14 protein-coding genes and 3 pseudogenes are annotated in these 13871 nt (G+C 41.6%); 7 read left to right on the forward strand and 10 right to left on the reverse strand.

Features of this window, described 5'->3' with window-relative positions:
- Positions 1 to 148 precede the first annotated feature (148 nt).
- Positions 149 to 439, forward strand: coding sequence for a hypothetical protein (locus tag O9334_RS21775; RefSeq protein WP_288002499.1), 291 nt, complete (start codon positions 149 to 151; stop codon positions 437 to 439).
- Here the strand turns inward: O9334_RS21775 and O9334_RS21780 are convergent.
- Together O9334_RS21780 and O9334_RS21785 are read right to left on the reverse strand one after the other, a co-directional pair.
- Positions 412 to 954, reverse strand: a pseudogene (locus O9334_RS21780) (formylglycine-generating enzyme family protein); the annotation flags it as partial. The gene O9334_RS21775 and the pseudogene O9334_RS21780 sit on opposite strands and share 28 nt — an antisense overlap.
- 268 nt (positions 955 to 1222) lie before the next feature.
- Positions 1223 to 1459, reverse strand: a complete 237-nt coding sequence (locus O9334_RS21785) for a type II toxin-antitoxin system HicB family antitoxin (RefSeq protein WP_045358357.1) — start codon at positions 1457 to 1459, stop codon at positions 1223 to 1225.
- A gap of 187 nt (positions 1460 to 1646) precedes the next feature.
- Between O9334_RS21785 and O9334_RS21790 the strand changes: the two genes are divergently transcribed.
- The 3 genes from O9334_RS21790 (at position 1647) to O9334_RS21800 (ending at position 3992) form a co-directional block, all read left to right on the forward strand.
- Positions 1647 to 2294: a DUF3386 domain-containing protein gene (locus O9334_RS21790; RefSeq protein WP_045358358.1), complete on the forward strand. Its 648-nt coding sequence runs from the start codon at positions 1647 to 1649 to the stop codon at positions 2292 to 2294.
- A 73-nt stretch (positions 2295 to 2367) separates the two neighbouring features.
- A complete protein-coding gene (locus O9334_RS21795; RefSeq protein ID WP_002735229.1) occupies positions 2368 to 2604 on the forward strand; it encodes a NifU family protein in 237 nt (78 codons plus the stop codon).
- A 299-nt stretch (positions 2605 to 2903) separates the two neighbouring features.
- Entirely contained in the window at positions 2904 to 3992 is a 1089-nt protein-coding gene (locus tag O9334_RS21800; protein ID WP_045358359.1) for an isocitrate/isopropylmalate family dehydrogenase, read from the forward strand.
- A 232-nt stretch (positions 3993 to 4224) separates the two neighbouring features.
- On the opposite strand, the gene O9334_RS21805 is transcribed toward O9334_RS21800, so the two are convergent.
- Positions 4225 to 4728, reverse strand: coding sequence for a hypothetical protein (locus O9334_RS21805; protein ID WP_045358360.1), 504 nt, complete (start codon positions 4726 to 4728; stop codon positions 4225 to 4227).
- A gap of 415 nt (positions 4729 to 5143) precedes the next feature.
- Here O9334_RS21805 and O9334_RS21810 point away from each other — a divergent pair, with 415 nt between their 5' ends.
- Both O9334_RS21810 and O9334_RS21815 read left to right on the forward strand, forming a co-directional pair.
- Positions 5144 to 5458 (forward strand): hypothetical protein, encoded by a 315-nt coding sequence (locus tag O9334_RS21810; RefSeq protein WP_151696429.1) that lies wholly within the window; start codon positions 5144 to 5146, stop codon positions 5456 to 5458.
- A 272-nt stretch (positions 5459 to 5730) separates the two neighbouring features.
- Positions 5731 to 6126, forward strand: a complete 396-nt coding sequence (locus tag O9334_RS21815; protein WP_045358361.1) for a hypothetical protein — start codon at positions 5731 to 5733, stop codon at positions 6124 to 6126.
- Positions 6127 to 6312: 186 nt separating this feature from the next.
- Here O9334_RS21815 and O9334_RS21820 read toward each other — a convergent pair whose 3' ends face one another.
- The 6 genes and pseudogenes from O9334_RS21820 to O9334_RS21845 form a co-directional block, all read right to left on the reverse strand.
- Entirely contained in the window at positions 6313 to 6624 is a 312-nt protein-coding gene (locus O9334_RS21820) for a hypothetical protein (RefSeq protein WP_045358362.1), read from the reverse strand.
- A 75-nt stretch (positions 6625 to 6699) separates the two neighbouring features.
- Entirely contained in the window at positions 6700 to 8838 is a 2139-nt protein-coding gene (locus tag O9334_RS21825) for an O-linked N-acetylglucosamine transferase, SPINDLY family protein (protein ID WP_288002504.1), read from the reverse strand.
- A gap of 15 nt (positions 8839 to 8853) precedes the next feature.
- Positions 8854 to 9036, reverse strand: a pseudogene (locus tag O9334_RS21830) (Uma2 family endonuclease); the annotation flags it as partial.
- A 500-nt stretch (positions 9037 to 9536) separates the two neighbouring features.
- Positions 9537 to 10553 carry an Npun_R2821/Npun_R2822 family protein gene (locus tag O9334_RS21835; RefSeq protein WP_288002507.1) on the reverse strand — a complete coding sequence of 339 codons (1017 nt, stop codon included), beginning with the start codon at positions 10551 to 10553 and terminating at the stop codon, positions 9537 to 9539.
- A gap of 140 nt (positions 10554 to 10693) precedes the next feature.
- A pseudogene (locus tag O9334_RS21840) lies at positions 10694 to 10834 on the reverse strand (IS30 family transposase); the annotation flags it as partial.
- Between the two features lie 96 nt (positions 10835 to 10930).
- Entirely contained in the window at positions 10931 to 12214 is a 1284-nt protein-coding gene (locus tag O9334_RS21845) for an aspartate aminotransferase family protein (RefSeq protein ID WP_288002509.1), read from the reverse strand.
- 126 nt (positions 12215 to 12340) lie between these two features.
- Here O9334_RS21845 and O9334_RS21850 point away from each other — a divergent pair, with 126 nt between their 5' ends.
- Positions 12341 to 13399, forward strand: coding sequence for a potassium channel family protein (locus O9334_RS21850; RefSeq protein WP_288002512.1), 1059 nt, complete (start codon positions 12341 to 12343; stop codon positions 13397 to 13399).
- Between the two features lie 23 nt (positions 13400 to 13422).
- Here O9334_RS21850 and O9334_RS21855 read toward each other — a convergent pair whose 3' ends face one another.
- The gene (locus O9334_RS21855) at positions 13423 to 13857 is read right to left on the reverse strand and encodes a type II toxin-antitoxin system VapC family toxin (RefSeq protein ID WP_002793621.1); all 435 of its coding nucleotides are present in this window, start codon (positions 13855 to 13857) and stop codon (positions 13423 to 13425) included.
- Positions 13858 to 13871 lie beyond the last annotated feature (14 nt).

Here is a 13871-nt window from a genome sequence, read left to right on the forward strand (position 1 = left end):
ATTCCTAAGTACCTAAGCAAAATTAATTACACATATCTAAACACCTCTTGCCTCTTGCAAGAGTGCCTCTTGCCTATCTTCACTAGGAAATTAATTTTGCACGACTACTTATCAGATTTCTGGTGATACCTCAGCAAAACAGGACAAGGTGAAAAAGTCCTGGAAAGGTTCCGACTTAATGCGCTCTCACTTGTACGCTCACGCACTGGTGACTATTTGCCCGAATAAACCTGCTAAAACCGAGATTGTTGGTAAACTTAAGCATTCTTGGCTTAATCCTCGTATTCATATCTATTACGACCACGAAAATGGTCAAAGAATCGAGAAAAGGAAAGAGTTAGCAAGTTTTAAGGCATTGGGTAAGGATGGGCTGTGTCGCTTGCTGTTTTACGAGACTAGGCTACTCTATCAACTTTTAACCCGCAATTTGGTAAAGTGATCTTCGGCTAATTTCTGGATACTTTCGCTGATTAGGTCGATTTTCTTGAGCATGAGCAAGCTGGCGCGACCAACGAGAATCACGGTGCGGAAAATCTGCTGTTTCTGTAGTCTCAGGGTATCTCGCAGTTCAGCCGAGCCGATGCTATTCTCCAAAGATTGGCGTTTTCGCTCTGTTTCTGCCAATTTCTGGCATTTAACCGCCACGGACTCCTTGATTTCCTCGGTCAGTGACCGGAAAAACCGCCGGTATTCATCCTTATGGTCGGTGAGAAATCTGATTAACTGGTTATAGTCCTCGACTAATCTTTCCAATTCTTGAAAAGTTTCCTCGAAATTGAGGGGTTCTTCTTTTTTCCTCAATCCTAACCATGTATTGCGAACCCGTTTTCCAGTTTTAATCAGTTGCTGTCTTTCTTGAATCTGATCCTGCAAAATTAATAAATCGGGGCGATTTAGTTGGGGAAGTTGATAGGTTTTCCGATAAAGCTTGATTTTCGCTGTTTCTTCTGCCATCGCCTTGGTCGCTGAGGGTGAGTTTTTTCTATTTTAGCCCGATTTTTTGATCAGCTAAGACGCATTTTAACCGCCTATCCTTAAACCCCCCCGATGTCGGTAGGGTTGATTAATAGTAGGGTTGATTAATAGTAGGGTTGATTAATAGTAGGGTTGATTCATGAATCAACCCTACCCCAATGTCGGAGGGGGGTTGCCTCTTGCCTCGTCTCAACAAGCAATTTAAATTAAGAACAGCATAATGTCTTTGCCGGATAGTTGTTTCAGCTTAGGCATATTCTGGCTGTAACTCAAATATAATCTGTAGAGAAGGTTTGGCAACTAGACCGAACTCCCTGGGGTCTTCTCCCTCTAAATGCAGTAAAATGGCTTCTTGGAGATTATTAACCACCTCATCTAAGGTATTTCCCTGGGTGACAATCGAAATTTCCACGCATTCACCTACATATCCTTGTTGTTCACCAGAACGAATAATTGCATTAACTTTTGGACTTAATTTTGTCATAACTGCTCATGTTTATTTTTTGCTTATTTAGATTTATGGCAATCGAGCAAGGGACGGGTCATTGACCCATTCTAACTGACTTTTCCCTAAGCTGTGAAATTCATCTAGTTTTCTAGAAATCTCGGCCAGAGGCGAAAAAATCAGCGACAATGATATAAATGGAGTTATCAACACAAGTAAAGCGATTATGACTGTAGCCACGACGAACGCCCGAGATATTTTCCGCTCCGCCTACGAAAACCGTTACACTTGGGATGAACGATTCCCCGGTTACACTGCCGATATTATCCTCAGCCAAGGGGAGGAAGTGCATACGGGCAAAATTCAAGTTAATGCCGATTATAGTGTGGAAGTAACGGGCATTGATGACGAGAAAGTGCAAGAAAGTATCTATAATCAAATGCGCGACATCGTTACTCATCGCAAAAGAGGCAATTTTGAGGCTTCCCACGGCAAAAACCAGTTTAATTTCGGGCAAGATGATCCCACCGGTGCGGTAGAAATTCTTGTCACGGGCGATGCTATGGGGTCTAATTATAAAGTACGCGGCCAGGAAATCTGTCAAGTCAGTCGAGTTATGGGACCGATGGCTTTTACTATTAATACCGAGGAAAGTCTCGATACGGGAGAAGGTTATATTTCTATTCGCTATAATGCCATTTTCCGCAATGCCAAAACCGATGAATTAAAGGGAAAACGTGACTTTAAGGAAACCTACGAAAAAATCGGTAATTATTATTTACCCTCCTGTCAAGTGATTAATGCAATCGAAGCGGGGGGCGAAAAATCCACCACAGAATTTACTTTTATCAATCTACAGCTTTTAGAAGCTTAAGGGCTATCCTCGCCCAAAAAGCGTTAGGATTGAAGTAACTACACTGTAATAAATCTCTGACCAGAAGCTGATTATGTCTTTAACACTGACTCCCAATAACGTCGAACAAGTTTTAGATGAAATGCGCCCCTACCTGATGGCGGATGGTGGTAACGTGGAATTAGTCGAAATCGACGGGCCAGTCGTCAAACTGCGTCTTCAAGGCGCTTGCGGTTCCTGTCCCAGTTCCACCATGACCCTAAAAATGGGCATCGAACGTCGTCTCCGGGAAGTGATTCCCGAAATTGCCGAAGTTGAACAAGCTTTCTAAATCTTGGGTTAATTAATTCTCACCACCGCCCGATTGCTAATTAAATTAGCGATCGGGCCTAATATTAATTAGGGTTTGCTGAAAAAGGCCTAGGCAGGGGGCAAAAGGCAAGAGGCACTCATGCAAAAGGGAGAATAAATAATCAGTTTTTAATAACCAGATTTGGTATTATATATCTTTTTCTGCAAGATTGATAAAATTACAGAATTAATTAAGGTAAAAAGTATCTTTTTTAGCCGATTAACCAGCCAATTAAGCATTAAGATATACTTGAAAATTTTTATTAAAACTCAAAAATTATGACTGAAAATATCCCCACCATTGTGGTCATGCACGGCGACCAAACTGGAGAAGAACTATTACTAGAAGCCCTGAGAGTATTACAACCCTCGATAATTCGTCAACCGCTTAACTTTGCCGATTTTGATCTTAGTTTAGCCCAACGTCGCCAGAGTAACAATCAAGTGGTTCACGAGGCCGCCGAAGCGACTCTAAAAACCGGATTAGCTCTCAAAGCCGCCACTATTACCCCAGAAATCAAAGGAGATGTGGGCAGTCCTAACGCTATTTTAAGAGAAGCAATGAATTCTCAGGTAATTCTCCGCATCGGTCGCCGTATCCCCGGCATTCGTCCGATTGGGGGCGTTTATTCTCCCATTGCCATTGTCCGCATGGCCGTTGATGATGCCTACGGGGCCAAAGAATGGCGAGAAACCACTGCCACCGGCGATGAAATTGCCTATCGCACCTCGCGCATTTCTAGGGCTACCAGTCGCGCTGTGGCCGAGTTTACCTTTCAACACGCCAAAAAAACCGGGGCGCGGGTATTTGGCGGCCCAAAATTCACTGTCAGTGCCACCTACGAAGGGATGTTTAAAGAGGAATTAGACGCGGCGGCCCGAAGACATCCGGAAGTGCGTTATCAACCCCTGTTAATTGATGCAACTTTTGCCCTACTTTTACAAACCGACGGCGAAGCTTTGGTGATTCCAGCACTTAATCGCGATGGCGATTTATTATCTGATTTTGTCTTGCAACTCTATGGCAGTATTGCCGGGGCCGAAAGTTTAGTTTTGGGATTTGATGAGGAGACCTTAGCGGTTAAAACTATTATGGCAGAAGCTCCCCACGGCACGGCCCCGGCTTTAGAGGGCAAAAATATCGCTAATCCCATGGCGATGATTTTAGCCTCGGCAGCTTTGTTAGGTTATATCGAAACTAACGAAGCGCGCAAAGCTTCTCGGGCAATTTATGAAAGTGTCTTTGAAACTATTCACGAGGGCAAAAAAACCCCCGATTTAGGGGGCCAAATGACCATGAGTGAGTTTACCGATGAGGTGATTCGTCGCGTGGTTAGTAAGTTAGAAGTTTGGTCTGCTTTGGGGTAAGCTGTCGGCACATCAAATCACTTGGTTAAGACTGCACTGGGGAAGGGGGAAAAAGCCGTAAGATTGCCTATTCCCTAATACCGAAAGCTTCTTACCTCACTATTCAGATAACCGCGATATTGCCGCTAATAAGTAGCTAGACAGAATTAATTACACATATCTAACTACCTCTTGTATGAGTGCCTCCTTTTGCCAATCCTAACCAAGAAGTTAATTTTGTCCTATTACTTAGTTAAGCTAACTTAAAGGCATCTCGCCAACACCAGCGCAACAGGGTGAAAGCGATTAAACCTTTAACCACTTCTAGAAACCAGTAACCAATCTGCAAGGACATCATTTCTCCCGACATTCCCGACGCAGTAACGGGAGCCAGTAAACCCATAGCGCTCAGATTGGGAGTGAGAAAATAGGTGTAAATTAGGGTGATTACCAAGAGAACACCGGCCAATAGAAGCGATCGATGTTCGGGGAGATGGATTAAGGTATGATAGCGGTGGAAGACAACAAAGCTACACAGCACAATCGCCGCACAAACTAATTCCAGATGGTTAAAAATACCAAATAGCAAGTAACCGGCACTGGCAAAGCCATTTTGCGTCATCATGCCAGCTACGGATAAGCTGGGGATAATGATTAAATCGATGACGAAACTGGCACTTAACCAGAAACCGAGAACAACCATGGCTAAGGTTGTCCAATTAAACCAAGACCAATAACGCTCAACAAAAGTTTTCATTAGGCTTGCTCCTCCTTGCCTTTCTAACTTAATTGTAAAGAGCGTTCGCCAAAATTTTGGCAAGTTTTTTGGTAATTCTTAGCAATTCTTATCAATTCTGAGGAGAGCAACCAAACAATAAGCTGCCCGGTAACTTAAATAGTTTGTTGAGATGAGGCAAGAGGCACTCTTGCAAGGGGCAACCCCCCCTTGCCCCCCCGACGTCGGGGGGGCAAGGGGGGGATTCGGCTAATCTAAGAATAAGGGTTTAAATGCGTCTTAGCTTACCCCTCTTACTTCTAGATTTGGCTACCCGCTCGGCGCAGAATTGTAAAGATTTATCAACAAGTGTTTATAAAAACCTTTAAATATTGACCAAGGTGACGATTATAGACTTACCCTAAAACAATAACTAACTATCTACGGGTTTACTGTTATGGATAAGGATTTTCGTAACTATCGCATGGTTTGCACCCTCACCTTCGGAGATATTTACGGACAAATAATCGTTTGGTTAATCGTTATTTTTCTTACTCTGGCTTCCACTCTAGCTCTTTGGAGTAGCACTAGACAAATTTTTGCCCTCGCTACCGTGGGGTTAGTCGTCGTCCTCTCTTTGCCTTTTTTACTCTTTGCTTTCGTTACTACCCTCCTCAATCATATTGAATTCGTTCCCATCGAAACGGAAACCAATATTCGTCGTGGTCCTGTACCCGGAGTTAGCGGCAGTCGTGTACCCGCAGCCAGCTAAATCCCCAATAAATAATCTGGAGACTTTGTCAGCAAAGTCTCCAGCAGTTTTTGCCCTTGTTTGCGTCGGGGTTTCTCGTTCTAGATTTTTGTTAATTTTTGTAAATTTAACTTGTTTTTAAAACTTTTTTCTGGTAGGGATTATCCAAAGAAAAATAGATGAAAGAGGCAAATCACCAAGACAATAATCTTGTTTGCTGCCTGATCCCGGTCAATGATAAATTTTAAAATACTTAGTCTTTTACATTTTCCCAACTCTCGGAGTGATCCCCGATGTTAAAAAATCTCTTTGGTGGCAAAAAATCTGACTTTTACCTAGAACTAAAAGAAACCGATGGTGAACAAAAAGCGACAGCAACCACGGCAGCAGCCGCCCCTGTTGTGGAAGCTCCCGCCCCTGCTGTCGAGTCTGCTGCCGCCCCTGTAGCCGAGAAAAAAGCCAAAAAAACTTCTGTTAAGAAAGAAAAGCAAGTAAAAGAAACTCCCGCCGCTCCTGTGAGCGCACCGGCACCCGTAGCCGCTACTAACGGCAAAGTAGAGCCGCAAGAAGTGGAATTTGCGACAAAATACTTGATTACTCCTAGTATGTCTCGCCGTCGCCCCGGTCCAAGTTTGAATGGTTTCAAAGACATGGCGCGCAAAGCGAAACTACCTGCTAACCGCGGCTAAATCCACCCGGATTGCTTTCTCAAAAAAAAAGGAGAGCTTTTCTTTGACTCTCCTTTTTCATCAGGGTGCATCTACTGACTCAAGTGTAGCAGAGAGTTTTTTTAAGGTTGGTTATTTAGGTTACTCCCTAGAGTATTTTGGGGATAATTATTACCTGTCTTCTTGGGCAATTTTTAAAACCTAGGACTAGATCGAACTGAGCGAAGCGGTGATCACCACTACCCCGATCTGTTTCCAGTTTTTCAATTCTCCGACTTTTTCGGCGAGATCGGAGGTTTTCCCCGCCGCGTTCTCTATAACTTTAACTCGATCGCTTAAACCCTCTATCTTCGCGTCTAGGGTTCGGATATCGCCTTTAATTTCCGACTGCCCTAACTCTAAATTCTTCTGTCCGTTTTCCATGGTGGTTAGTCGGTTTTCGATCGCCTTCTGTCCGTTGGCAATGCCGATGATTAAATCCTCTAATCTTTTTAAATCTTTTTCAGTTGCGGCTGTCATCAGTTAAACTCCTATTAGTTGAATTTTTCTTACCCAGATTCGATACTTTATTGATTGCGGATAACTTTCTCATTATCAACTTCCCTCCCAGATTTTTACATAGGCATTTTCCATATTTTGGGCGAATTTTTTCCCTTGCCAGAGGGGGGCTGTGTCACGATTTCCTAACAGTTGATGGCTGATGTCTTGACGAAGGGAGCGATCGAGTCCTAATTTTACTCCCCAGTCGATATATTCTGCCTCATTCCAGCCAATTCCGGCTTCAATCCCAGCATTAATCATAAAAGTATAACTATTGCGGGCGGAAAATTGTTCTCCTACCAATGTAACTAAAGGGATTCCTTGCCATAAAACTTCTAAGGTGGTGGTAGCGCCATTGTAGGGATAGGTATCTAATACCACATCGGCAATCCGTAAATTAGCGCGATGGGTATATTCATCTATAGCTCTCGGTAAAAATCGCAATCTTTGGGGATTAACTCCCTCCCGAATCGCTATTTCAGTAAATAATTCTTGAATTTTTTCAGTCTTACCGACTCCCTTAATCAGAAAATAACTATTAGGCACTTGTGCGAGAATTTTCATCTGAAGTTTAATAGTATCAGGATGGCGTTTCATGCCACTTTGTACGGAAAAATAGATGGTAGCATCGGGGGGAATTTCTAAATCTTCTCGATGGAGATTGGGAGTGCCGATTTCAAAACCATCCACTGCTAAATATGTCTCTGGTAAACGATAGATTTTTTCTCGATAATATTCCTCCGCTTGCTGGGGTAAAACGTAGGGATCGGCGATATAGTAATCAATAGTTGCTAATCCAGAAGCATCCCAACCTAACCAAGTCACTTGTTTGGCTGCGGGTTTCAGGGCCATAATCTGATTGGTGAGATTATGGGTTAAACTATCTAAATCTACTAGAATATCTATCTGATCCTGTTGAATTTGTTGGGCAACTTCTAGGGGATTTTGAGCGTAGGGAAAATGACGGATAATATCTCGGCTATCCCGGAACCATTGACGGGTAATTTCATCTTCTTCTTGGTTAATAGTATAGATGGCTATTTGCAATTTTTCTCGATCATGATGGTGAATTAACCAACGACTTAACCAACCGACAGAATGATGTTTTAAGGTACTGGCAAGATAACCAATCGTTAGTTTTTCTGGAGCTTTTTTGCTTGTAACTAAAGGAGTTTTTAAACTATTATTATCAAGGAAAATTTCGGCGATGCGATTAGTTAATTGTCGATTGGCTAAGGCTCGATCGCCTAGGTAGGGTAGGGGACTAGAAACATTGAGAAAGCTAGTTTTAATAATCGGTTCTAAAGTGATATTTTTCCGACGGGTTAATTCCTGTAATAAATTCTGATATTCTTGATAAATATGATCAATTTCTTGCCAAACTCCCCAGCGCAAAAGTATTAACAAAATTAGATAATTACTGTATAACTTTAGGGTTGGAGTTAGACAAATTTCTCGCAACTGATAGGCAGTTATCAAAGAATTATCAAAGTCTTCTGCTAAAATATAAAGGTTAACCAATTGTTCCAAAAGACTCAGATCATTTGGTCTTAATTGCAGACAAAGTTTAATAATTTCTACTCCAAAAGCGGGACTTTGTTGCTCGTTGGTGACTCGTGCTGATATCTGAAAAGCTTGCGGGATAAAACTATCGGCTAATTCTCCTAGGTAGGGTAAACTTGCTTGAGCTAAATCTAAAGTTAATTCGTGGGGATATAAAAGACTTTTGAGAACTACATTTAAAAGTAATTCTCGATCGGGATTATATCTGAGATTGTCTTGAATAGGATAATTAAGTAGTTCTTCAGGATCAAATATTTCTAAATCTAAAGCTAAGTCGAATAAAGCTAATAAATTATTAATTGACTTGGGAACAATTTCCTGTAGATGATAGCGAAAATATTCTACAGCTGCCAGATCACCTTTTCTTTGTTGTCGTCGCGCTTCTGCGTCTAAAACCGCTTCTAATTCTGCTTGCCATTGCTTAACTTCTTCCGGATTACCTCCTCTTAAAATATTTTGCCACATCACCTGCGCCTCTGCTTCTAAATTTTGCAGAAGATAGGCAACTCCCAAGTACCAATAGTCAGAAATATTTTCGGGATTGTTATCGATTAGTTCCTCGTAGATTGCCGCAACTTGAGGATAATTCTCGGCAATTAAAGCTTGATAAGCGTCAGGATGCCAATTCATAGATTTAAATATCAATTATTGTTTTTTTTGAGATAATATCTTCAGAAAATCTTGATGTTCTTGACTGGCTAAACCTTGCTGTAAAACCGTCAAAACCTGTCCTAAGTTACCCGCTAATAAAGCATTAACATCTAACCAAAGACTGGGGAAAACCTGCGAGTAAATTATCCCTCGACTATCGGGTTCAAGTTTAATATATCTGAACTTACCCCGTATGAATATACTAGCTATGGCTAAAAGTCTTACAGAGCCTGAGTTAAAGCAATATAATACTAATGGACTACTGAGTACCAACTCCTGAATTTCTCACGCAGATAGGGTTTGAAGTCAAATTTGAAAAATTTTACCTTTCGACCATTATAGCTTGTTTCGGGGCAGAAAACCATCAAAAACATGGCTACAGAGGGAATCGCTTACTCTAGAGATTAATGACACCATCTGTGGTCATAAGGTTAGCGATAACTAGACAGCCAACTCTACGGAATCGCTCTACTCTAGATACAGTCAACAGTACAGCCATTTTCAAGGGGAAAATGTACCCAGTAATCGCTTGTCAATTTTTTCTGAGAAGCTCCAAGCAGTAAGGACTGTATGGGGGAAGTCTTGGTATTGAGCTAGAATGGTGTATTAGTAAGTTATGTGTTCTTTAAGATGCGTTGGACAAGATGCAGACACAGTAAAGTAGTTGATCATGTCCATCAAAACAAATTGGCTACTTTCTTTTTTAACTTTTTGAAGTTTTTCTCAAGTGAATGCATAGCTTTTATTAAAAAATTCGCTTTCTTGAGGCGCTTCGGTTTTGCTTCAGGTTCTTCCAAAAATCTGTAATACATAAAAACGTCTCGATGCGGTATATCAATATCTTCTCCGCCACATAACCTCTTGAATCTATCTGAGCCATAACCCATATAATGAATTCTGTGAACTGGCTTTAATCCTTGCTTGTTGTAAAGCACATAATCCTTCTCCACAAAAGGATCTACACCGGCAATATTTCCAGTTCTCTCTTCAGATTTTTCACTCAACGTATAGTTGAAAAATTTCCAGTTAAGTTTAAACGTAATATAGCTAAAAAGGTAGACCTCATCCCACCAACCTCGCTCATTGATAAAGTTCACTTCCGCGTCATGCAGTAGTGCAAGTTTAATTTGCGCTAAAGTGTCGGAATTTAACAAGCTTGATTTAGCTGCGAAAAAATCAGAGCAATGACAACAAGATTTTATGTCTTGAATAGCACGAGATGGATATTTTCTTATAATCATTTTGGTATCTAGAAAACAATCTTCTTTCTTATGTTCCCAGTCGTCAAAAACACAATCATACTCTGTTAGTTTATTGAAGCAATCCTCTAAGGAAGACATTACTAGCTCATCACTATCAATATAGACAAAGTATTCAAATTGACCATCAAATGAACATAGTTTTCTTATGGTGTTCGACCCATGATACCAAGCAGATTTCTTTCGAGATAGAAACCTCTGAGCACTCCATACTTCTGATGCAAAATTAGACCATTTTTCAATTGATGATTGATTGTCAAAAAGAAAAACATTATCTATCTTGAGAGATTTAATTTTGTCAACCCTATCGTCATAAGGAATTATGCAGATTGGAATATTTTTATCATAATTAGTCCTGATGCTATTAATAAGGGCAATTAGCTGATCGTATAAGTTATCATTAGCTAACGTATATATTCCTCTCTTTGAAAACATTCTAACTCCTCAATTTCTTGCTCTAGCGACTTGGGCTTTGATCATGTACATTTAGGGCTTGTCTGATTCTTCTACAGAGCGATTGTCGGGCTGGGATATTATTTCTTCCTCCGCAAGTCTCCTATCTTTAGTAGGCCAATTCAAGTCTGAATTGCATCACTGTCTAATCTACCTTCATAGAATACCTCATTCGGGGTACGATAGTCAAGACATTTTCGAGGACGATTGTTAATCAAGTTTACGGCTCTTTCTTCCTCCTCTGGCTTAAGGATTTTACAATTCTACGTTCATCTTATATTTAATTCCACCCACCCACTGGAAACTGTCAACTTAAAACTTACATCTGATAACTGATAACTGATAACTGATAACTGAAATTAAACCACTTTAGCGATAGCAACTTCTAGCTTATCCATAGCCTCATCTACTTCTGTTTCCGAGACAATTAAAGGAGGTACAAAACGGAGAACTTTCGAACCTGCGGGGGCAATTAATAAACCCTCTGCCAAGGCTGCATTAACAATAGTAGATGAAACCAACTCACTTTCTGAATTAATTTCCAGACCATTAATTAAACCCCAACCGCGCACATCGACAAATAGATGGGGATATTGAGAAGCAATCACGCGTAAACGGGCGCGTAATTGTTCCCCTCGGTGCTGGACATTTTCGAGAAGATGATCCCGTTCAATGGTTTGTAACACTGTTAAAGCTGAGGCACAAGCGAAAGGATTACCTCCAAAGGTACTCGCATGACTACCCGGTTCAAACACATCACAGAATTTTCTGCACATCATCGCACCGATGGGAATACCACCCGCTAAACCCTTAGCAGATGTGAAAATATCCGGTTCCACTCCTAAATTCTCATAACCCCAGAGTTTACCAGTTCTTCCCACTCCCACCTGTACTTCATCAAAGACAAGCAAAATGTTATTTTCGTCGCAAATTTGCCGTAAACGTTGGAAATATTCGATATCTCCTGGACGAACTCCCCCTTCACCCTGCAGCGGTTCCAACATAATCGCAGCCACCCGACGATTACCCTCATCGAGATCAGCGATCGCATTTTCCACCGCTTCGATATCATTATAGGGAATATAGGCAAACCCCGGCATCAGGGGTTCAAAGTCTTTTTGGTACTTCGGTTGACCGGTTGCGGTGATGGTAGCTAAAGTCCGACCGTGAAAACTAGCGTGAGCGGTTAAAATAACCGGCTGTTCGAGGAAATCTAGCACCGTATGGGCATATTTTCGTACTAATTTAATCGCCGCTTCGTTCGCTTCCGCGCCGGAATTACAGAAAAAGACTTTATCAGCGCAGGAATGATCGACAATCCATTTAGCTAGTTCCCCTTGTTCGGGAATATAGTATAAATTCGAGACATGATGGAGTTTTTGGATTTGCTGACTAACCACTTCAATTAAAGCAGGGTGCGCGTGACCAAGGGTACAGGTGGCAATTCCTGCGACAAAATCAAGGTATTGTTTACCGGAAGTATCCCAGAGAAGACAGCCTAACCCTTTGGCGATCGCAATGGGAAAACGACCATAAGTATTCATCACATAGCTGTTAAAACTATCTGGATCGAAGGGTTGATTCGGGTTTAAATTGAGAGTGGGATCAACTAGGGTTGGTTCTAAAAGGGTTTCTGGACTCACTGGGGAACTCCTGCGCGATTAGACATAGGGGAAATTATAATCAAATCCGTCTGAGAAGGACGGGTTATTTAGATTAAAAACTGATTTCATTGTAAGTTACTAGACAGTGTTAGGGGTGAATTTTGCTTGTCCATCAGTGAAGATAAATATCGTCGTCTGCGTCAGGAATTAATCGGGGGAATTTTTGCCCTGATCGTGGTGTTTTTGATCGGTACGCTTTGGTATCATCTGATCGAGGGTTGGAGTTTGCTAGATTCGGCCTATATGACGATTAGTACCCTCGCTACCGTCGGTTTTGGCGAAATTAATCCCCTAGGTGAACGGGGACGACTGTTTACAATGGTTTTGATCGTGATGGGAGTAGTTAGCATCGGTTATATTGTTAATCGCTTGACCGAAGCTTTAATTCAAGGCTATTTTCAAGAGGGACTCAAACAGAGACAGGAGAAACGCTTGATCGATCGACTATCGGAACACTATATCATCTGTGGTTTGGGTCGCACAGGCAGACAGGTAGCGATCGAATTTTACGCGGAAAATATTCCTTTTGTAGTCATTGATACAGACCCCCTACAGGTAAATCGGGCCAAAGAATTAAATTATATTGTTGTTCAAGGAGATGCCACCTTAGATAAATCTTTACAAATGGCAGGAATTGAACGCGCTACTTGTATTGTGGCCGCTTTAACTTCCGATGCGGAGAATTTATATACAGTTTTGTCTGCTAAAACTCTTAATCCGAAAATCCGCGCCATTGCTAGGGCCAGTACCGAGGAAGCAGTACAGAAATTACAACGGGCCGGGGCCGATGCGGTGGTATCTCCCTATATTACCGGCGGTAGAAGATTAGCGGCCGCGGCCCTACGACCCCAGGTGATGGATTTTGTTGATGGGATTTTAACCGGAACCGATCGATCATTTTATATGGAAGAATTTTTAATCGATCCGAGGACCTGTCCCTGTGTGGGTTTAAGTCTTAGTCAAGCACATTTAAGATCTCGATCGGGGGCCTTAGTTTTGGCTATACGTCGCGCTGATGGTACGCTAATCGGGGGACCCACTGGCGATACGGAATTAATGGCCGGGGATCTGTTAATTTGTATGGGAACGGCCGAACAATTACGCAGTTTAACTCAGATTTTAATCCCCATGCGATCGGATGGTTTACGTTTACCGAAGCATTAGTCAGCAGCAATTTTTCCAGCCGATCAAACTTCACTGATCCAATCTTCCATTTTTAAATCAGGAACTTTGATAAAATCCTGATCGTTTCGGGTTAATAATACCAAATCGCGGGACAGTGCGATCGAAGCAATTTTCAAATCCATCGTTCCTATCCGCACTTTTTTCTTTTGTAGCCGCTCAAAAATCATCAGTGCTTTTTCATCGAAGGCTAAGACAGGAAACTTACTAAAATCCTGAAGAATTTCTCTTAATAAAGTATATCCTTTCAGGATTTCGTCGTTATTTTTGGCACGATTAATAAAAGTATGCGCCCCTAAAGTTTGTTCATGAAAACTAATTATTGATAGGGCAAAGTCTTGAGATGAATATCGAGCCATGCGAGATTTTAAGCGCTGAAAATCCTGCCGAGAGCGACGCTGTATACAACTGATATGATCGGTATCAAGTAAATATTTCATGATTCGGTCAGAAT

This window comes from Microcystis sp. LE19-8.1F, assembly GCF_027531715.1.
GTDB lineage: Bacteria > Cyanobacteriota > Cyanobacteriia > Cyanobacteriales > Microcystaceae > Microcystis > Microcystis wesenbergii_A.